The sequence below is a fragment of the Sphingomonas sp. PP-CE-1A-559 genome (assembly GCF_004340965.1).
Taxonomy (GTDB): Bacteria; Pseudomonadota; Alphaproteobacteria; order Sphingomonadales; family Sphingomonadaceae; genus Sphingomonas.
Map to the genome: position 1 here is coordinate 25,434 of NZ_SLYA01000002.1, position 18,088 is coordinate 43,521.

Consider the following 18,088-nt stretch of genomic DNA (forward strand, 5'->3'; position numbering starts at 1 on the left):
ATTGCCACGCGCTGCCGCCCCGGCTTATGTCGCGCAGATAATACCGCGAGGGGGCGCACCACGATGCACGTCGATACCAAATCCACACCAGCCGCCGGAGGCGATGCCAGCCACGGCTACGACGCGCCCGACCTGCGCGTGTTCGTGTTCGCGCTGTTCTTCATCTTCGGCGGCATCACCTCGCTGAACGACATTATCATCCCGAAGATGAAAGAGCTCTTCACGCTGGACCACGCGACCGCGATGCTGGTCCAGTCGGCGTTCTTTCTGGCCTATGCGCTGTTCTCGATCCCCGCCGCCGCGATCGTGCGCAAGGCCGGCTACATGCGGACCGCGTCGATCGGCCTCGTGACCATGACCGCAGGCTGCCTGTTGTTCATCCCCGCTGCAGGACAGGCGAGCTTCGGCATGTTCCTGTTCGCGCTGTTCGTGCTCGGCGCAGGCATCACCGTGGTGCAGGTCGTCGCCAATCCGCTGATCTCGGCGCTCGGCCATCCCAAGTCGGCGTCGAGCCGCCTGACGTTCGCGCAGGCGTTCAACTCGCTCGGCACCACCATCTTCCCGTATGTCGGCTCCGCGCTGATCCTCGGCGGGCTGGCGACGGTCGACTCTTCGAAGCTCACCGGCGCCGCGCTCGACGCGTACCGGACGGAATCGTCGCGGACCGTCGTGCACACCTATATCGGCCTCGCGATCGCGCTGCTGATCGTCGCCGCGGTCGTGTGGACCCGTCGCAACCGGCTCAACGAGGAGCAGGACCAGACCGGCAGCATCTTCCACGCGTTCACGCTGCTGAAGCGCCCGCGGTTCGCGATGGGGACGGCGTGCATCTTCCTGTACGTCGGTGCCGAAGTCGCGGTCGGCTCGCTGATCGTCAACTATCTGATGCAGCCGAGCGTGATGGACCTGAGCGACGTCGCCGCGGGCAAGCACGTGCCGTTCTACTGGGGCGGCGCGCTGGTCGGCCGGTTCATCGGCGCCTACGTGCTGAACAAGGTGTCGCCGGGCAAGGTGCTCGCCGGCGTCGCTACCGGCACGCTGGCGCTGATCCTGATCTCGGCGAACACCGAGGGCGCTTTGTCGGGCTGGGCGCTGCTGGCGATCGGCCTGATGAACGCGGTGATGTTCCCGACGATCTTCTCGTTGGCGTCGGAAGGTCTGGGCAAGCGCGCGGCGGAAGGCTCGGGCGTCATCGCCACGGCGATCGTCGGCGGTGCGATCGTCCCGTATCTGACGGGTATGCTGGCGGACAAGTCGGGCAGCCTGCACTTCGCGCTGCTGCTCCCGGCGATCTGCTACGCGCTGATCCTGGCGTATGGGCTGTATGCCCGGAAGCCGGTGGTCGAAGCGGCCTACTGAGCGTGTTCCCCCGCGAAGGCGGGGGCCCAGACTGTGTCCCCGCCTTCGCGGGGAAACAATTCTACGTTGGTGACCCCAACATCGGCGCGGCCCGCCCGGTTGCGAGATCCGCATCGGAAAACCGGATCGGCGTACGGAGGCCGGGAACCAACGACCCATCCGGCCGCGCGACATCGATGGCCATCCCTCGCGCGATGACCTGCGGATCCTCGAAAGCCTGCGCGACCGTATTGATCGGCCCAGCCGGCACCCCCACCGCCTCCAGCCGCGCCAGTAACTCGAGCTTAGGCACACGAGACGTCGCCGCCTCGATCCCCGCGAACAGCAAATCCTTGAACGCCAACCGCCCGGCATTGGTCGCGAACCGCGGATCGTCGCGCATCTCGGGCAAGCCCATCGCGTCGCAAAACCGCCGGAACTGCCCGTCATTCCCGACCGCCAGGATGAACCACCCATCGGCACACGGAAAGACCGCATACGGACACACGTTCAAATGCGCATTCCCGACCCGCGTCGGCGACACGCCGCTCGCGAACCAGTTCATCGCCTGGTTCGCAAGCACCCCCGTCATCGTATCGAGCAACGCCATGTCGATCTGCTGACCCCGGCCGGAGCGCTCGCGCATCGCCAACGCCGCCTGGATCGCGATCACGGAATACAGCCCGGTCATGATGTCGGCGAACGCGACACCGATCTTCTGCGGCGCGCCATCAGGCTCGCCGGTCAGATCCATGATTCCGCTCATGCCCTGGACGATGAAATCGTAGCCCGCGCGAGGCGCGTAGGGCCCGTCCTGCCCGAACCCGGTGATCGAGCAGTACACAAGGCGTGGGTTGATCGCAGCGAGCGTGGCGTAGTCTAGCCCGTATTTGGCCAGTCCTCCGACCTTGAAGTTCTCGATTACGACATCCGCGTCGGCGATCAGGTCGCGGACGATCGCCTGGCCTTCCGGCGTGGTAAAGTCAGCTACGACCGACCGCTTCCCGCGGTTGGCGGCGTGGAAATACGCCGCGTCGCGCGTGCCGTCGGGATTGTCGATGAACGGCGGGCCCCAAGTGCGAGTGTCGTCACCGGCGGGGCTCTCGACCTTGACGACGTCGGCACCGAGATCGGCAAGGACCTGTCCCGCCCAAGGCCCTGCAAGGATCCGAGCAAGTTCAACGACCTTCAGCCCGGTGAGGGGGGAAGGTTTGCCCTCCACGATCATAGCACCACCCCGGCGGAGGCCGGGGCCCAATTGGAAAGTTCGGAGTAACAACGCGCAGCGTCAGCCAATACGCGTTCCCCAATTGGGCCCCGGCCTTCGCCGGGGTGGTAGGACGTAGGGGTTGAACTCAAAACGCAGCGATACCCGTGATCGCCCGGCCGAGGATCAGCGCATGAACATCATGCGCGCCCTCATACGTGTTGACCGTCTCCAGGTTCATCAGGTGGCGCATCACCTGATACTCCCCCGAAATCCCGTTGCCGCCGTGCATATCGCGGCTCATGCGCGCGATATCGAGCGCCTTGCCGACGTTGTTGCGCTTCACGATCGAGACCATTTCCGGCGCGAACCGGCCCTCGTCCATCAGGCGCCCGACGCGCAACGACGCCTGCAACCCGAGGGCAATCTCTGTTTCCATGTCCGCCAGCTTCTTCTGGAAAAGCTGCCGCCCCGCCAGCGGCGTCCCGAACTGGTTGCGGTCCAGCCCATATTGCCGCGCCGCATGAAAACAGAACTCCGCCGCGCCGAGTGCCCCCCACGAAATCCCGTAGCGCGCGCGGTTGAGGCAGCCGAACGGTCCCTTCAATCCCTGCACGTCGGGCAGCAGTGCGTCGTCGCTGACCTCGACCTCGTCCATCATCACCATGCCCGTGATCGACGCGCGCAACGACAGCTTGCCCTCGATCTTGGGCGTCTCCAGCCCCTTCATCCCGCGCTCCAGGATAAAGCCGCGGATGCCGCCGCCATGCTCGTCGGACTTTGCCCAGATCACGAACACGTCGGCGATCGGCGAGTTCGAAATCCACGTCTTCGCGCCCGAGATCACATAGCCGTTCGCCGTCTTCTTCGCCCGCGTGGTCATCCCGCCGGGATCCGACCCCGCATCCGGCTCGGTCAGTCCGAAGCAGCCGATCCATTCGCCGGTCGCGAGCTTAGGCAGGTATTTGCGCTTCTGCTCTTCGGAGCCGAACGCATTGATCGGATACATCACAAGGCTAGATTGCACCGACATCATCGAGCGATAGCCCGAGTCGATCCGCTCCACCTCGCGCGCGACCAGCCCGTAGGCAACATAGGACGCGCCGACGCCGCCATATTCCTCGGGGATCGTCGGCCCGAGCAGCCCAAGCGCGCCCATCTCGCGGAAAATCGCGGGATCGGTATGCTCGTGCTGGAACGCATCGATGATCCGCGGCGCGAGTTTGTCGTCGGCATAGGCCTTCGCGCTGTCGCGGATCATCCGCTCGTCCTCGCTCAACTGATCGTCGAGCAGGAACGGATCCGCCCAGTCGAACTTGCCCATTCCGGCCATATGAATCTCCTTCGTTGACCGCCGACTTCGTGGTTCGGCCAGCGAAAGTCCACCCCTGACGAGACGTTTACGCGTCGATCAGCGTCAGCACGGCGATCGTCACATGCTCGCGGTCGCCGATCGACTCGATGCGGTCGACCACCAGATCGGCGACGATGTGCCCGCGCATCGCGAACTCCGCGTCGGGCAACGCGTCGATCCAGTCTCGAAGACCGGGTACGGGCATCGCCGCGATCGTCAACCGGTGCAGCGTGCCGACGAACGTAGCGCTCGCCCAAGGCGTGCACGCGATCGTCTCGACGTGCATCGTCAGGCCTGCCGCCCCCGCATGGCCGCGAAGCGCGCGGATCAGCAGCGTGCCCGCATCGGGGCCGCGGATCGCGTCCATCCTCACGATCCGTGCCGTTCGATAAAGGTTTCGATCCGCGCCACCATCGGCGCGCGCGGCTGGCGACCGAGTCTGAGATCGTGGACCAGCCGCGGATCGCCGACCGCCAACCGGCCGAACTTCGATGTCGGCATGCCGGTCTGCCGCAAATATCGGTCGATCTTGATGAGAACGGACATGGTCGCTCCTTCCTGTTCCTGGCCTCGAGTCCCTGGCCCGGGTCCCTGCGTGTTCTTGATCTGTTCCGGCAAATCCTACTTGTCTAGGAAAATTCCTACGCTACGGTTCGGGCGTGGCTAGAACCGTGTCCGATCCCGATCCAAGAACCGCGCTGGCAACGCTGGCCGCGGCGCGTGGCGACAGTCTGGCGGCGCTGTCGGCGATGCTGGGGCGCAACGCGGCGTACCTTCAGCAATATGTCCGGCGTGGATCGCCGCGGGTGCTCGGCGAACGCGACCGTCGATTGCTGTCGGAATATCTGGGGGTGAGCGAGGTAACGCTGGGCGCACCCGCCGACGGGCCGGCAGGGTTTCGCATCCGCAAGCTCGACGTCGCGGCGTCGGCGGGGCCGGGCGCGCTGCTCGATGGCGAGATCGTGCTCGGCACCGACACGCTGGACCCCGGCCTCGCGCGGAAACTCGGGCTAAGGGACGGGCGGGCGGCGATCATCCGCGTGCGCGGCAATTCGATGGAGCCGGTACTGTTCGACGGCGATCACATCGTGGTCGACACCGCCGACCATACGCCGCGCGCGAAGGGCGGGGTGTACGTTATCCGGATCGACGACGCGGTGATGGTGAAGCGCGTGGCCCTGATACAGGGAGCGCTGGTGGCGACGAGCGATAACCCGGATGCGGTGGCTGTGCCGGACGGAGCGATCGCCGTCATCGGCCGCGTAGTCTGGCAAATGCGCGAGCCACGCTGAGGGCTAGCAGATTTCCCGAACCAATCTCGTTCTCCCGCGAAAGCGGGAGCCCAGGGTTACAGGTGACAGCCTTTGTGGTCCTGGGCCCCCGCTTTCGCGAGGGAACGGTCGGAAAATTCTAGCCTGCCATGTGGGGCAAGTGGTCAGCGCCCCTGCAGCTTGCTCAGGATGGTCACCGACTGTTCCGAGCCAGACTGCGGGACGATCTCACCAGTCCGGTCGATGATCGCGTCCCAGTGTGCCGCGACACCCTCCACTGACAGGTCGTCGCGGGTCAGCAGCTTGCCCTGCGTCAGCGTGACGTACGCCGCCTGGAACACGCCCGCGCCCGCGCCAACGATCATGTTGGTCGGCGCATCCTCCGATACCAGGAACACCGCGGCGGGCGCGACCTTGTCGGGGGAGAACGCCTTGAACGCTTCCTCGGGGAAGATGTCCTGCGTCATGCGCGTGCCCGCGGTGGGCGCGATCGTGTTGACCTTGATGTTGTTCTTCGCGCCCTCGATCGCGAGCGTCTTGGTCAGGCCGGCGAGGCCGAGTTTGGCCGCACCATAGTTTGCCTGGCCGAAATTGCCGTAAAGACCGGTCGACGACGCGGTCATCAGGATGCGGCCGTAATTCTGGCTGCGCATCGTGTCCCAGACCGCCTTGGTAGCATTGGCCGAGCCGTTGAGGTGGACGTCGACGACGAACTTGAAGTCCGCGGGCTCCATCTTGGCGAAGCTCTTGTCGCGCAGCACGCCGGCATTATTGATGAGGATGTGGACGCTGCCCCATTTCTCCGAGGCTCGGGCAACCATCTCGACCATCTGGTCGTACTCGGTGACGCTGCCGCCGTTCGACATCGCCTCGCCGCCGGCCGCTTCGATTTCCTCGACGACTTTCAGCGCGGCGTCGGAATGGCCAGTGCCATCGCGCGACGTACCCAGATCGTTGACCACGACCTTGGCGCCACGCCGGGCGAGTTCGAGTGCGTATTCGCGACCCAGGCCACCGCCTGCGCCGGTGACGATCGCGACCCGATCTTCGAAGCTGATAGACCCAAAGTTCTCAGACATGGAAAAGGCGCCCCTCTCTTATAGTTGGAGCGCCTTTCCTAGAACGTAAAGCCAGCTAGGCAAGCGGCAGGATCACCCGCCGCTTGCCGTCTGACTTACTTGCCGCCGCGGTTGCGGCAGCCGTCCTTGACCGTCTTCGAGCACACCGGATACTCGGCGGGTGCCGGCGTCGGCGGGGTCACGGTCGGCTGGCCGAACGTCACGCCACCGGCGGGTGCTGGCGGTGCCATCGGTGCGGCGGGTGCTGCTGCCGGATCGGCAGGAGCGGCCATCGCAGGATCGGCAGGCGCTGCGGGATCGGCCGGTGCCGCCTGGTCCGCGGGCGCGGTCTGCGCGGCGGGGTCTGCCGGCGGCGTCGTCTGGGCGATCACGGGCGACGCGAGAAGAGCGGCGGCAGCGAAGAGAATGGACTTCATACGAATCTCCTAAATGGGTGCACCATTTTGGTAGCGCGACGTCTGAACGCACTAAGTCGTGCTTGGGTCCTTCGTTTCGCATCCGATTCCATTCGCCCCACCGCGGGACAGTCTCGTTACCCCCCCGTATCGAGCGAATACCCCGCCGAACGGACGGTGCGGATGATGTCCGGACGCTCGCCGACGTTGATCGCCTTGCGCAGTCGCCGGATATGCACATCGACCGTCCGGCTCTCGATATCGCTGTCATGCCCCCACACCGCATCGAGCAGGCGTTCGCGCGAGAACACCCAGCCCGGATGCTCGAGGAAATGCTTCAGCAGCCGGAACTCTGTCGGTCCGAGCGACACGACTTCGCCCGAGCGGCGGACCTTGTGGCCGACCGTGTCCATCTCGATGTCGGCATAGCTGAGCGCTTCACCGGCGAGGGCAGGGCGGACGCGACGCAGCACGGCCCCGACACGAGCGACCAGTTCGCGCGGCGAGAAGGGTTTCGTCACGTAATCGTCGGCACCGGTTTCGAGCCCGCGCACGCGATCTTCTTCCTCACCGCGGGCGGTCAGCATGATGATCGGCACGTTCTGCGTTTCGGGTGCACGGCGCAGGCGACGGCACACCTCGATCCCCGACAGCCCCTCGACCATCCAGTCCAGCAGGACGATGTCGGGCACCTTCTCCTTTGCGAGCAGCAAGGCTTCCTCGCCATCGGGAGTATGCGCGATCTCGAAATCCTCGCGCTTGAAATGCCAGACCAGCAATTCGGCCAGCGCAGCATCGTCCTCGACCAACAGCATTTTCGCGCGTGCCATTATGCCTGCTCCTTCTTTATGCCGCGTTCGCGATCGACCATCTGCGTGCCGGTCGCGGCGAAATAGACCATCTCGGCGACGTTGGTGGCGTGGTCGCCGATCCGCTCCAGGTTCTTCGCGACGAACAGCAGATGCGCGACCTGGCTGATCGTCTTCGGATTCTCGACCATGTAAGTGACCAGCGTGCGGAAGATGCTGTCGTAGAAATCGTCGAGCGCATTGTCGCTTTCGACCACGCGCACCGCCTCTTCCGCGTCCCGAGCGGCGAACGCGTCGAGCACGTCGTGGACCATCTCGCTCGCCATCCGGCCCATCGCCGGCAGGATCGAGATCGGCTCGATCCGGTGCTCGCTCTCGATCATCGGCACGCGCTTGGCGATGTTCTTGGCGTAGTCGCCGATCCGCTCGACCACGCCCGCGATCTTCAGCGCGGCGACGACCTCGCGCAGGTCGACCGCCATCGGCGCGCGCAGGGCGATGATCCGCACCGCGAGGCGCTCGACCTCCGCCTCGATGACGTCGATCTGCTTGTCGGCGACGCGCACCTGTTCCGCGAGCGCGAGGTCGTTGCGTTGCAGCGCCTGCATCGCCTTGTCGATCGCGTCCTCGGCGAGCCCGCCCATCTGCGAGATCAACCCGCGGAGCTCGCCGATGTCGTTGTCGAAGGCCTTGACCGTATGCGTGTTCATGGTCGTTTCCCGACTCAGCCGTAACGGCCGGTGATGTAATCCTTGGTCCGCTCTTCGCGGGGATTGGTGAAGATGTCCGAGGTGTTGCCGTATTCGACCAGCGTGCCGAGGTGGAAGAACGCGGTCTTCTGGCTGACGCGTGCGGCCTGCTGCATGTTGTGCGTGACGATCACCATCGCATAGCGGCCGCGCAGTTCGTGGATCAGCTCCTCGATCTTGGCGGTCGCGATCGGATCGAGCGCCGAGCAAGGCTCGTCCATCAGGATGACCTCGGGATCGACGGCGATCGCGCGCGCGATGCATAGCCGCTGCTGCTGTCCGCCCGATAGCGCCGTGCCGCTGTCCGAGAGGCGATCCTTGACCTCGTCCCAGAGACCCGCACGTCGCAGCGACTTCTCGACGATCCGGTCGAGATCCGCCTTGGCGCCGGCGAGCCCATGGATGCGCGGGCCGTAGGCGACGTTCTCGTAGATCGATTTCGGGAACGGGTTGGGCTTCTGGAACACCATGCCGACGCGGGCGCGCAGCTGCACCACGTCCATGTCCGGCGAATAGATGTCCTGGCCGTCGAGCTTGATCTCGCCCGTTACGCGCGCGCTCGCGACGGTGTCGTTCATGCGGTTCAATGTCCGCAGGAAGGTCGACTTGCCGCAGCCCGACGGGCCGATGAACGCGACCACCTCGTCCTGGTCGACGTCGATCGAGACGTCGTTGATCGCGATCTTGCTGCCATAGGCGACGGAGACGTTGCGCGCCGTCATCTTGAGGATGGGAGGCTTAGAATGTTTTGGCATCACCAGCGGGTCTCGAATCGGTTGCGGAGGTAGATCGCGACGCCGTTCATCGCGAGCAGGAACACGAGCAGGACGATGATCGCGGCGGAGGTCTTCTCGACGAAACCGCGGCTGACCTGATCGGACCACAGGAAGATCTGGACGGGCAGCACGGTCGCGGGATCGCTGAGCCCGGACGGCGGGGCTGCGATGAACGCGCGCATGCCGATCATCAGCAACGGCGCGGTCTCACCGAGCGCGCGCGCCATGCCGATGATCGTGCCGGTGAGGATACCGGGCAGCGCGAGCGGCAGGACGTGGTGGAACACGACCTGCACCGGCGACGCGCCGATCCCGAGCGCGGCGTCGCGGATCGACGGCGGCACCGCCTTGATCGCGTTGCGGCCGGCTATGACGATCACGGGCATCGTCATCAGCGCGAGCGTGAGGCCACCGACGATCGGCGCCGAACGCGGCATCCCGAACGTGCCAAGGAAGACCGCGAGCCCGAGCAACCCGAAGATGATTGACGGCACTGCCGCGAGGTTGTTGATCGACACCTCGATCAGGTCGGTCCAGCGGTTCTTCGGCGCATATTCCTCGAGGTACAGCGCCGACAGCACGCCGATCGGGAACGCCAGCAGCAGCGTGACGATCATCGTCAGCAACGATCCCTTGAACGCGCCCCAGATCCCGACGCGCGTCGCATCGGTCGAGTCCGCCGAGGTGAGGAAGCCTGCGTTGAACCCGCGGGTCAGCGCACCGCTCGCCTTCAGCCGCGCGACGACCGCTTCGGCGTCGCGCGTGCCGTTGCCCTTGGCGGCGACGTCGATCGGGCTGGAGACGGGGACCTCGAACACGGTCTTGCGCTGCAGCAGCGACGGGTCGGCCTTGATCGCATCGCGCACCACTGCCCAGGCGCCGTCGGAGAGAAGGTCGGTGCCGTCCTTGCCGAACGCCTTCGTGGCGGCGGAGTCGACGGTGCCTTCCAGCCCTGCACCGGCGAGCGCGAGATCGGCGCCGCGACCGACGAGGCGGGCGGGTTCGATCGGCAGCTTGGCGGCGGCGAGATCGACCGGGAGCGACACGCGCGTCTCCACGAAGCCGCTGGCGCCCTGCATCACCATCGTGATCAGCAGATAGGCGAGGAACGCGGCGGACAGCCATACCGCGGCGAGCCCGGCGAAGCGGAAGCGGCGTTCGGATGCGTAGCGGCGGCGGATGCGCGATTGCATCGCCTGCGTCGTCCAGTCGGTCGGGACGCGGCGCACGGGCTCCGCATTCGTCACAGGAATCTGGGGCACGAGCGTGTCACTCATAGGCTTCGCGGTACCGTTTGACGACGCGCAGCGCGACGATGTTGAGAAGGAGCGTGACCACGAACAGCGTCAGGCCCAGCGCGAACGCGGCGAGCGTCTTGGGGCTGTCGAACTCGGCCTCGCCGGTCAGCAGGTCGACGATCTGCTTGGTGACCGTGGTGGTGCTGGCGAACGGGTTGAGCGTCAGCGTCGCGACACCGGAGGCGGCCATCACGACGATCATCGTCTCGCCGATCGCGCGCGATACGGCCAGCAATACGCCGCCGACGACGCCGGGGAGGGCGGCCGGGAGCAGCACGCGGCGGATCGTCTCGGACGAGGTCGCGCCCATCGCGAGGCTCCCGTCACGCATCGACGAGGGGACCGCGGCGATCGAATCGTCGGCCATCGACGACACGAACGGGATGATCATGATGCCCATCACGAGCCCCGCGGCGAGCGCGCTCTCCGACGACGCCCAGCTGATCCCGACCGAAACCGCCAAGTCACGCACCGCCGGCGCGACCGTCAACGCGGCGAAATAACCGTAGACGACGGTCGGCACGCCCGCGAGCACCTCGAGGATCGGCTTCATCCATTTGCGCGTGTTCGGCGCAGCATATTGCGTGAGGTAGATCGCGCTCATCAGCCCGAACGGAATGGCGACGATCATCGCGATCACCGCGCCGATGAAGAACGTCCCCCAGAACAACGGCACCGCACCGAGCGACGCGCCCGGATCGCGCCCGTCGATGACCTGCGGGCTCCAGTGCGTGCCGAACAGGAAATCGGTGATCGGCACGACCGAGAAGAACCGTGCGGATTCGTACAGCAGCGACGCGACGATCCCGACGGTGGTCAGGATCGCGATCAGCGACGCACCGAGCAGCATCAGCATCACGACCCGCTCGACCTGCGTGCGTGCGCCGAAGCCGGGCTTGACGCGGGTAAAGGCGAACGCACCGCCCGCGAAGGCGAGCAGCAGGGCGGCGGCGGTGGCGATCCAGTCGTAGCGCGATTGCGCCGCGGCGTAGGAGGGCGCGAGCGTGCGGGCGAGCCCGTGGAACGCGCCGAAGCTGCGACCCTCCGCGAGGCTGCGCGCTTCGGACAGGATCGAGGCGCGGTCGAAGCCGGGCGGCGGAAGCTGGATCGCGGCTGGCGTGGCAAGCACGGCATCCGTGACGAGCGCGGGTGCGGTCATCGACCAGACGACGAGGAAGACGAGCGGCGGGATCGCGGCCCACAACGCGACGTACCAGCCGTGATGCGACGGCAGCGAACTGAACCGCACGGTGCTGCCGGCGCGGAACCGGGTGGCGCGGACGCGCGCGGTGAGCCAGCCGATGAGGCCGATGCCTAGGACCAGGAAGAGGAGGGCGATGGGGGACATCAGGCATGTCCTCCGAATGCTGATATTCCGGCCTGCACCCGATGGAGCACCGGGGGGGGCTCCCCCCCGGCGAAGGCCGGGGTCCAATTGGAAAGGTCGGGGTAAAGGGGCGCTGCACTCACCAATGCAACGGTCCCCAATTGGGCCCCGGTCTTCGCCGGGGTGGTTGCCCTGTTAAGTGATGTTGCCGCCGCCAAATCCCCGTTCCCCCGCGGACGCGGGGGCCCAGCTAAGTTCCAGTGGCGCGCTTGGCTCCTGGGCCCCCGCGTTCGCGGGGGAACTAGGAGGGGCGTGCGATTACGTGGGCCGAACATCACGACAACACCGCCGGATCCAGCACCGTCTCATTCGCGATAATCGCCGCCGACCGAGCCTGAATCGCCGCCGGAGACGCAATCAACCCCCGCTTCACCAACGGCCCCGTCGCACCCCAGTTAGCCGCATACAGTTTCAACAAATTCCGCAGCCCCGGAATCGCGGTCAGATGCGCCTTCTTCACATAGACATACAGCGGCCGAGACCCCGGATATGCGTTGTCCGCGATCGTCGCATAGGTCGGCGCGACGCCCGAGATCGATACACCGTTCACGTCGTCCTTGTTCTCTTCGAGATAGCTGTACCCGAACACCCCGATCGCATTGGGGTTCGACTGCAATTTCTGGACGATCAGATTGTCGTTCTCACCGGCATCGACATAAACCCCATCCTCGCGCACCCGCGTGCACAGCGCCTTGTGCGCCTCAGCATCCGACTTCGCGAGCGCCTTCGCTGAAGGGTCGCTAGCCTCGCACCCTTTGGTCAGGATCAGCTCGGCCAGCGCATCGCGGGTGCCGCTGGTCGCCGGTGGCCCATAAACCTGGATCGGCACCGCGGGCAGCGCAGGATTAACGTCGCGCCACACCCGCGCCGTGTTCACCTTGCCCCCCGGATTGGCGGCGAGCGCCTTGTAGAGATCGGTCGGCGTCAGCTGCATCTTCGGGCCGTTCTTCGCCTCGGCGAAGGCGATGCCGTCGATCCCGACCTGGATCTCGATCACGTCGCGCACGCCGTTCTTGGCGCACGTCGCGTACTCGCTCGCTTTCATCCGCCGCGACGCATCCTCGATATCGGGATGCGCCGCGCCGACCCCTGCGCAGAACAGCTTCATGCCCGCGCCGGTCCCGGTCGATTCGATCACCGGCGCCTTCGCATCGGGATCGTTGGCGACGAGTTGCTCGGCGATCATCGTCGTGAACGGATAGACCGTCGACGACCCGACCGCCGTGATCTGGTCGCGCGAGCCCGCCCCGCCGCCGTTCGCCTGATCGACGCACCCGGCCAGAGCCCCAACCACCCCTAGAAGAACGAACCGCTGCACCAGAATTCCCGTCATGCACCGGCCTTAGCGGTACTTAAGGCGATCCTGTGTGACAGTTGAGTTACCCTTTTATGACAGCGCCTTTGGCCGCGCCGCCGCTCGGGGGCAGGATGACCGAAACGACCGTCCCGATACCGACCTGGCTGGCGATATCCAGCCGCCCACGGTGCCGCTCGACGATGTGCTTGACGATCGCCAGCCCGAGACCCGTACCGCCCAACGACCGGCTGCGTCCCGCATCGGCACGATAGAAGCGCTCGGTCAGCCGAGGGATGTGCACCGCCGCGATCCCGTCGCCCTCGTCGCGGATCGACAGGCGGATCATACCGGCATCGTCGCGCTTCAGTTCGATCGTCACCGGCGTCCCCGCACGCCCGTACTTCATCGCGTTGCCTATGAGGTTGTGGAGCATCTGCGACAGCTGCACCCGATCCCCCGACACCGACGAGAGGTTCGGATCGATCGTCGCGACCAGATCATGTCCCCGATCGCCCGCGGCGTCGGCCAGTTCCTCGCGCGTGTCCTCGACCAGTTGCGCGAAATCGACCGCCTGGTCGGGCAGGCGAAATTTCTCCGCCTCGATGCGCGACAACGAGATCAGGTCCTCGACCAGCCGCTGCATCCGCCGCGCCTCGTCGTCCATCACCTTCAGGAAGCGCGCGCGGACCTCCGCATCTTCGCCTGCCTCGTCGCGCAACGTCTCGATAAAGCCGAGGATCGACGCCAGCGGCGTGCGCAGTTCGTGACTCGCATTGGCGACGAAATCGATCCGCATCCGCTCGGCCGCGTAGTTGCCGGTCTGGTCGACGAGGTGGACGATTCGCTGGCCCTCCGACGTCTCGCTGAGCAGCATCTCCCAGCGCTGGTCACGCGTGCCGAGCCCGACCAGTTCGATCGGTCGCTCGCCGTCGATCGGTCCCGGCGTTCCCAGCCGTTCGGCGGCGGCAGGATGGCGGATCGCGACGCGCGCGTCCTCGCCAAGGATATGCGCGCCGAGCAACGTCCGCGCGGCGCGATTGGCGACCACCACGCGGCCGTCCTCGACCAGCATCACCGGTGCGACGATAGCGTCGAGGACGTCGTCGAGCACGGACGGCGACACACTCGTCGCGTCATCGGGAGCCGGCACTTCGTCCCCGGTGCCGGCGGCGACCAGCGCGGCGGCGATCCCACCGACCAGCGCGACGACCGCGCCTTGCACGTCATGCGTGAGTGCGAACACCGCCACGGCGGCGATGACGACCACGACGATCGCCCAAAACGTACGCAGGCCAAATCCGGAAAGCATTGCGGTCTCCTGGGACGGAATCGACGTCCACGCACCGCGCCATACAGCGCCGCAGTGCAAACCGGTATCGTCTGTTGGCGCCGTCGACTTGCCGACCGCGGAAACGAACGGCGTGTGAAGTCGTCCTACTCCGGCACGCTCTCCCAAGCGTCGATACGGCGATGTTGTCAGCGCTTCAGGATTATGAAAGGGCTGTGGTCTAGCAGGGGCATCATGGACGACATCGAACTCAACCAAGATCCGGTCGCAACCGCGGAGACCGACACCGGCATTCCATCGCGTCGCCGCGTGCTGGCTTTGGGTGCAGTGACGGCGGGCGCGGTCATGTCGATCCGTCCGGCGCTGGCGCAGACCGCGGGCTCGGTGCTGAATTGCGAGATTCCGGTGCCCGATCCGGGCCGCGCCGGCAGCTATATCGACGCGGATGGTGGCGTCGTGCCAGCGCGTACCAAGGGTGCATTCCCGCCCTCGACCCGCGCGTTCAAGGGTGAAGAAGTCAAGCGCGCCTTGGCCAGCGGCAGCACGCTGCCCGGTACCGATTCAGATCGCAGCCGCGCGTACGTCAAATATATCCGCCGGTTGCAGCGCGGCCAGGGCGGCTTCACCTGCTTCGCATCGTTGCAGATGCCGCGCGGCTGAAGCCGTGTCCGAGCCGATCTTTCGGGGCCCGCCCGACGGGGGCCTGCTGGTCGCGCCGCTCGATGAATTCACCGCGGTCTATCATCGCGCGTCGGGGATCACGCACTTACTGACCGAACCCGCGCCGCAGATTCTGGCGGTGTTAGGCGAAGGAGCATCGTCGCTGGACGTCCTCCTGGAGCGGCTTGGACGGGACTATGATCTCGATGACGGTACGCGTGAGGCTTTGGCGGCACGGCTTGAAGAACTCGTCGAAGCCGGACTGATCGAGCGGGCATGAGGCACGCTTTTTCCGTCCGCATCGGGCCGGTCGGTTTCCGCATCGGCTCCGATTGGCGCGCGCCGATCGCCGAACTGGAAAGCCTGTACCGCGACTATCCCAAGCCGCACGACGGCGTGCCGGACTTCACCGTGCGCCTGTTTGCGCGGCGTCCGTGGCGACGATTAATTCGCCCGTCCGTCGAGATCGGTGGCGACTACATGCTCCCTGAAGCTGCACCTTTGCCGCTCCGCCAAGGATTGCTCGCAGCCGAGATGGCGATGAATCTTCAGATGGCGCTGGGCGCCCGTCGCTATCTGTTGCTCCACGCGTCCGCAGTCGAGCGCGATGGTCGTGCCCTGTTGCTGACCGGCATCTCGGGCGCAGGGAAATCGACGCTGGCGACGTTGCTCGCGGCGAAGGGCTGGCGGTTCATGGGGGACGAGTTCGCGTTGCTCGATCCCGCGACCGGGCTGATCAATGCGTTCCCGCGACTGATCAGTCTCAAGAACGAAGCGATCGCTACGGCCGAGACAGCGTGGCCTGATGCGCGGATGGGGCCGCTGATGCCAGCGACACCGAAAGGCGACATCCGTCACATGGTCCCCGACACGCGCGCGATCGCGGCGATGGACACGCCCGCTTTGCCGGCGCTGCTCGTCTTCCCGCGCTACGGTTTCGAGCCGGAGACGCGACCGGTGCCACCGGCCGAGGCGTTCGTGCGGATGACGCAGGCCTCGACGAATTACGTCGCGCTCGGCGAGGCCGGCTTTCGCGCTTTGACGGGCCTGATCGCCGACGTCCCTTCGGTCGCGATCGATTATCCGGACGGGGCAAGCGCGATCGAGCAGGTCGAGGCGCTATGGTCCGCGCTGTGAGCGACGCCCGCATCCTCGCCCGCGCGCTCGCCGATCCGGCCAGCATCGTCGGGCTCGATTCGAACGGCTGGACCGCACTTCTGACGATGGCGCGGGCGGAGCAGTTGATCGGTACGCTGGCGATGCGTCTCGACGGCCTGCCGATGCCTGATGGCGTGCAGGCCATCCTGGCCGACGCCCGCGCCGCCGCCGAGCACGGCCGCCGTGCCGCGCTCTGGGAGGCGGAGATGGCGCGGCGTGCGCTGTCTGCAGTCGATTGCCCGGTCATCCTGTTAAAAGGCACCGCGTTCGTCGCGGCAGGACTTTCGGCGGGGCAGGGGCGGTCCATCGGCGATCTCGACATCCTGGTGCCCCGCGCATCGCTCGACGCGGTCGAGGCGGCGCTGCTCGCGGCTGGCTGGGAATGGGTGAAGCCCGACCCGTATGACGACGTCTATTACCGCCGCTGGATGCACGAACTCCCGCCGCTGATCCACCGCGACCGCGACCGGATGATCGACGTCCACCACACCATCCTGCCACTGACCGCGCGAATCACGCCGGATGCGGCAGCGTTAATCGCCGGGAGTTTCACACTGGAGAACGGCCTGCGGACTCTCTCCCCCAACGGAATGCTCATACACGCGGCGGCGCATCTGTTCGCCGATGGAGACCTCGCCGGTGGTCTCCGCAACCTGTGGGACATCCGCTGTCTGATCGAGGAGTTCGGCACCGACGGCCTCGACGAGGAGGCAGAACGTCACGGCCTATCCCGCGAAGTGGCCCGGTCCTTGCGCCTCATCGATGCGCTTTTCGCCGAAGGAACCGCACGCGGGGCCGATCGCCTATACATCCGCCGCATCACCGCGCGAGACGGCTGGGGCAGGCCGACCCGACCGATCACCCGGCTGGCCTTCTACGTCCGATCGCACTGGCTGCGCATGCCGCCAGCGATGCTTGCCCGCCACCTCTGGACGAAGTGGCGCAAGGCTTAGTTCAGACGTGCTCCACGTTTGCGCCGGACGGCCCAGACGATCAGCAACACGACCGTGATCGCGAACGTATCGGCGATCCAGTCGTAGATGTCGCAATCGCGGTGCAGCGACGGGATGGCCTGCAGGACCTCGATCATCGCGCCGAGGAACGACAGCCGCTCGCCGATCCGGAACAGCCTCGCGGTCGGAAACGACAGCGCCGCCAGCAGCGCCATCGTCGCAAAAGCGAGCATATGCCCGAACTTGTCGCCGAACTGGTCGATCGGCATGTGCGGCGGCTTCGGCAGCAAAGCCATCGTCACCGCGAACACGATCGCCACGACCAGGGCGATACGCGTGAGCGTCGTCCGGTTCATGCGCCGAGTCTTTCGAGCGTCGGGACGAGTTCGTCGAAACCGTCGATCACCGCGTCGGCGCCAAGCTCTGCTACGGGCTGCATCAGAAAACCGAAGCTGCACGCGATCGTCGGCAGGCCTGCTGCTTGCCCCGCCTGGATGTCGAAGATCGAATCGCCGACGAACGCCGCGCGGTCTCCGCCGCCCCCGCTTTCACGACACAGCTTCACCATCTCGTGGATCGGCATTGGCGACGGCTTCGACTCCGCCATCGTATCGCCGCCCAGGATGCAGGCAAATCGATCGGTCAGCCCAAGTTCGCCCAGCACGGTCCGCGCGAACCGTTCGATCTTGTTGGTGACGATCCCCAGCGTCACGCCCTTCGCGGCCAAAACGTCCAGCGCGTCGATCACACCTGGGTAAGGCTTTGTCAGCACGCAGATATTCGCCTCGTAATAGACGAGCAGCTTGGCGTGCAGCGCATCGAGCATCGGTTCGTCATACCCGCCGGTCGCGGTCAGTCCCTGCTTTAGCATGTGCCTCGCGCCGCCGCCGATCATCGGCTTGACCTGCTCGACGGTAAGGGGCGGGCGACCGACCGTAGCGAGCGCGTGGTTGACGGCGGCGGCTAGGTCGCCGCTCGTGTCGAGCAACGTGCCGTCCAGGTCGAACCCGACGATATCGAATAAAAAATACGTCATTGGGTGCGGGCCTGCCAGCGAGACTATGGAATT

The 18,088-nt window shown here is 66.0% G+C and carries 21 protein-coding genes; 6 read left to right on the top strand and 15 right to left on the bottom strand.

All coding sequences use genetic code 11. The features are described 5' to 3' along the window. The first annotated feature begins 63 nt into the window (after positions 1-63). Complete coding sequence (locus C8J42_RS05540; protein ID WP_120300435.1) at positions 64-1,359, top strand: sugar MFS transporter; 1,296 nt, start codon at positions 64-66, stop codon at positions 1,357-1,359. Positions 1,360-1,420: 61 nt separating this feature from the next. On the opposite strand, the gene C8J42_RS05545 is transcribed toward C8J42_RS05540, so the two are convergent. From C8J42_RS05545 to C8J42_RS20045, 4 genes are all read right to left on the bottom strand, one after another. After that, positions 1,421-2,566: a CaiB/BaiF CoA-transferase family protein gene (locus C8J42_RS05545; RefSeq protein WP_133019253.1), complete on the bottom strand. Its 1,146-nt coding sequence runs from the start codon at positions 2,564-2,566 to the stop codon at positions 1,421-1,423. A gap of 127 nt (positions 2,567-2,693) precedes the next feature. Then, the gene (locus C8J42_RS05550) at positions 2,694-3,878 is read right to left on the bottom strand and encodes an acyl-CoA dehydrogenase (RefSeq protein ID WP_133019254.1); all 1,185 of its coding nucleotides are present in this window, start codon (positions 3,876-3,878) and stop codon (positions 2,694-2,696) included. Positions 3,879-3,945: 67 nt separating this feature from the next. Continuing rightward, positions 3,946-4,266 carry a hypothetical protein gene (locus tag C8J42_RS05555; protein WP_133019255.1) on the bottom strand — a complete coding sequence of 107 codons (321 nt, stop codon included), beginning with the start codon at positions 4,264-4,266 and terminating at the stop codon, positions 3,946-3,948. Between the two features lie 2 nt (positions 4,267-4,268). Continuing rightward, positions 4,269-4,445, bottom strand: coding sequence for a hypothetical protein (locus C8J42_RS20045; RefSeq protein WP_165895153.1), 177 nt, complete (start codon positions 4,443-4,445; stop codon positions 4,269-4,271). Between the two features lie 125 nt (positions 4,446-4,570). On the opposite strand from C8J42_RS20045, the gene C8J42_RS05560 reads away from it, so the two are divergent. After that, complete coding sequence (locus tag C8J42_RS05560; RefSeq protein WP_133019909.1) at positions 4,571-5,191, top strand: S24 family peptidase; 621 nt, start codon at positions 4,571-4,573, stop codon at positions 5,189-5,191. 143 nt (positions 5,192-5,334) lie between these two features. Here C8J42_RS05560 and C8J42_RS05565 read toward each other — a convergent pair whose 3' ends face one another. From C8J42_RS05565 to C8J42_RS05605, 9 genes are all read right to left on the bottom strand, one after another. Then, entirely contained in the window at positions 5,335-6,249 is a 915-nt protein-coding gene (locus C8J42_RS05565; RefSeq protein ID WP_133019256.1) for an SDR family NAD(P)-dependent oxidoreductase, read from the bottom strand. A gap of 95 nt (positions 6,250-6,344) precedes the next feature. Then, positions 6,345-6,665, bottom strand: a complete 321-nt coding sequence (locus tag C8J42_RS05570) for a hypothetical protein (RefSeq protein WP_056057295.1) — start codon at positions 6,663-6,665, stop codon at positions 6,345-6,347. Between the two features lie 116 nt (positions 6,666-6,781). Continuing rightward, a complete protein-coding gene (phoB, locus tag C8J42_RS05575) occupies positions 6,782-7,474 on the bottom strand; it encodes a phosphate regulon transcriptional regulator PhoB (protein ID WP_055873047.1) in 693 nt (230 codons plus the stop codon). Then, positions 7,474-8,163 (bottom strand): phosphate signaling complex protein PhoU, encoded by a 690-nt coding sequence (gene phoU / locus C8J42_RS05580; RefSeq protein WP_056489018.1) that lies wholly within the window; start codon positions 8,161-8,163, stop codon positions 7,474-7,476. Before phoU ends, phoB begins: the two co-directional genes overlap by 1 nt. A gap of 14 nt (positions 8,164-8,177) precedes the next feature. After that, positions 8,178-8,957 carry a phosphate ABC transporter ATP-binding protein PstB gene (gene pstB, locus C8J42_RS05585; RefSeq protein WP_056489020.1) on the bottom strand — a complete coding sequence of 260 codons (780 nt, stop codon included), beginning with the start codon at positions 8,955-8,957 and terminating at the stop codon, positions 8,178-8,180. Beyond that, positions 8,957-10,255 carry a phosphate ABC transporter permease PstA gene (pstA, locus tag C8J42_RS05590; RefSeq protein WP_133019257.1) on the bottom strand — a complete coding sequence of 433 codons (1,299 nt, stop codon included), beginning with the start codon at positions 10,253-10,255 and terminating at the stop codon, positions 8,957-8,959. The genes pstB and pstA overlap by 1 nt, the downstream gene beginning before the upstream one ends. Next, positions 10,248-11,624, bottom strand: coding sequence for a phosphate ABC transporter permease subunit PstC (gene pstC, locus C8J42_RS05595; protein ID WP_133019258.1), 1,377 nt, complete (start codon positions 11,622-11,624; stop codon positions 10,248-10,250). Before pstC ends, pstA begins: the two co-directional genes overlap by 8 nt. Positions 11,625-11,937: 313 nt before the next feature. After that, positions 11,938-12,996, bottom strand: a complete 1,059-nt coding sequence (locus C8J42_RS05600) for a substrate-binding domain-containing protein (protein ID WP_133019259.1) — start codon at positions 12,994-12,996, stop codon at positions 11,938-11,940. Between the two features lie 46 nt (positions 12,997-13,042). Further along, positions 13,043-14,269, bottom strand: coding sequence for an ATP-binding protein (locus C8J42_RS05605; protein WP_133019260.1), 1,227 nt, complete (start codon positions 14,267-14,269; stop codon positions 13,043-13,045). A gap of 213 nt (positions 14,270-14,482) precedes the next feature. Between C8J42_RS05605 and C8J42_RS05610 the strand changes: the two genes are divergently transcribed. Genes C8J42_RS05610 through C8J42_RS05625 form a run of 4 tightly spaced genes read left to right on the top strand, consistent with a single transcriptional unit; the run spans position 14,483 to position 17,019 of the window. Beyond that, a complete protein-coding gene (locus tag C8J42_RS05610; RefSeq protein WP_133019261.1) occupies positions 14,483-14,908 on the top strand; it encodes a hypothetical protein in 426 nt (141 codons plus the stop codon). 4 nt (positions 14,909-14,912) lie between these two features. Beyond that, positions 14,913-15,188 (top strand): HPr-rel-A system PqqD family peptide chaperone, encoded by a 276-nt coding sequence (locus C8J42_RS05615; protein WP_243644141.1) that lies wholly within the window; start codon positions 14,913-14,915, stop codon positions 15,186-15,188. Beyond that, entirely contained in the window at positions 15,185-16,045 is an 861-nt protein-coding gene (locus C8J42_RS05620; protein ID WP_133019262.1) for an HprK-related kinase A, read from the top strand. Before C8J42_RS05615 ends, C8J42_RS05620 begins: the two co-directional genes overlap by 4 nt. Further along, the gene (locus tag C8J42_RS05625) at positions 16,030-17,019 is read left to right on the top strand and encodes a nucleotidyltransferase family protein (protein ID WP_133019263.1); all 990 of its coding nucleotides are present in this window, start codon (positions 16,030-16,032) and stop codon (positions 17,017-17,019) included. The genes C8J42_RS05620 and C8J42_RS05625 overlap by 16 nt, the downstream gene beginning before the upstream one ends. On the opposite strand, the gene C8J42_RS05630 is transcribed toward C8J42_RS05625, so the two are convergent. Next, positions 17,016-17,375 carry a hypothetical protein gene (locus C8J42_RS05630; protein ID WP_133019264.1) on the bottom strand — a complete coding sequence of 120 codons (360 nt, stop codon included), beginning with the start codon at positions 17,373-17,375 and terminating at the stop codon, positions 17,016-17,018. The two genes, C8J42_RS05625 and C8J42_RS05630, sit on opposite strands and share 4 nt — an antisense overlap. Next, entirely contained in the window at positions 17,372-18,055 is a 684-nt protein-coding gene (locus C8J42_RS05635; protein ID WP_133019265.1) for an HAD-IA family hydrolase, read from the bottom strand. Before C8J42_RS05635 ends, C8J42_RS05630 begins: the two co-directional genes overlap by 4 nt. Between the last annotated feature and the right edge of the window lie 33 nt (positions 18,056-18,088).

Excerpts from the sequence above, each read along its gene's own strand:
- C8J42_RS05545 (WP_133019253.1), bottom strand. The coding sequence starts at position 2,566 with ATGATCGTGGAGGGCAAACCTTCCCCCCTCACCGGGCTGAAGGTCGTT.
- C8J42_RS05550 (WP_133019254.1), bottom strand. The coding sequence starts at position 3,878 with ATGGCCGGAATGGGCAAGTTCGACTGGGCGGATCCGTTCCTGCTCGAC.
- C8J42_RS05635 (WP_133019265.1), bottom strand. The coding sequence starts at position 18,055 with ATGACGTATTTTTTATTCGATATCGTCGGGTTCGACCTGGACGGCACG.
- C8J42_RS05565 (WP_133019256.1), bottom strand. The coding sequence starts at position 6,249 with ATGTCTGAGAACTTTGGGTCTATCAGCTTCGAAGATCGGGTCGCGATC.
- C8J42_RS05610 (WP_133019261.1), top strand. The coding sequence starts at position 14,483 with ATGGACGACATCGAACTCAACCAAGATCCGGTCGCAACCGCGGAGACC.
- phoB (WP_055873047.1), bottom strand. The coding sequence starts at position 7,474 with ATGGCACGCGCGAAAATGCTGTTGGTCGAGGACGATGCTGCGCTGGCC.
- C8J42_RS05570 (WP_056057295.1), bottom strand. The coding sequence starts at position 6,665 with ATGAAGTCCATTCTCTTCGCTGCCGCCGCTCTTCTCGCGTCGCCCGTG.
- pstB (WP_056489020.1), bottom strand. The coding sequence starts at position 8,957 with ATGCCAAAACATTCTAAGCCTCCCATCCTCAAGATGACGGCGCGCAAC.
- pstC (WP_133019258.1), bottom strand. The coding sequence starts at position 11,624 with ATGTCCCCCATCGCCCTCCTCTTCCTGGTCCTAGGCATCGGCCTCATC.
- C8J42_RS05630 (WP_133019264.1), bottom strand. The coding sequence starts at position 17,375 with ATGAACCGGACGACGCTCACGCGTATCGCCCTGGTCGTGGCGATCGTG.
- C8J42_RS20045 (WP_165895153.1), bottom strand. The coding sequence starts at position 4,445 with ATGTCCGTTCTCATCAAGATCGACCGATATTTGCGGCAGACCGGCATG.
- C8J42_RS05620 (WP_133019262.1), top strand. The coding sequence starts at position 15,185 with ATGAGGCACGCTTTTTCCGTCCGCATCGGGCCGGTCGGTTTCCGCATC.
- C8J42_RS05605 (WP_133019260.1), bottom strand. The coding sequence starts at position 14,269 with ATGCTTTCCGGATTTGGCCTGCGTACGTTTTGGGCGATCGTCGTGGTC.
- phoU (WP_056489018.1), bottom strand. The coding sequence starts at position 8,163 with ATGAACACGCATACGGTCAAGGCCTTCGACAACGACATCGGCGAGCTC.
- pstA (WP_133019257.1), bottom strand. The coding sequence starts at position 10,255 with ATGAGTGACACGCTCGTGCCCCAGATTCCTGTGACGAATGCGGAGCCC.
- C8J42_RS05555 (WP_133019255.1), bottom strand. The coding sequence starts at position 4,266 with ATGGACGCGATCCGCGGCCCCGATGCGGGCACGCTGCTGATCCGCGCG.
- C8J42_RS05540 (WP_120300435.1), top strand. The coding sequence starts at position 64 with ATGCACGTCGATACCAAATCCACACCAGCCGCCGGAGGCGATGCCAGC.
- C8J42_RS05625 (WP_133019263.1), top strand. The coding sequence starts at position 16,030 with ATGGTCCGCGCTGTGAGCGACGCCCGCATCCTCGCCCGCGCGCTCGCC.
- C8J42_RS05600 (WP_133019259.1), bottom strand. The coding sequence starts at position 12,996 with ATGACGGGAATTCTGGTGCAGCGGTTCGTTCTTCTAGGGGTGGTTGGG.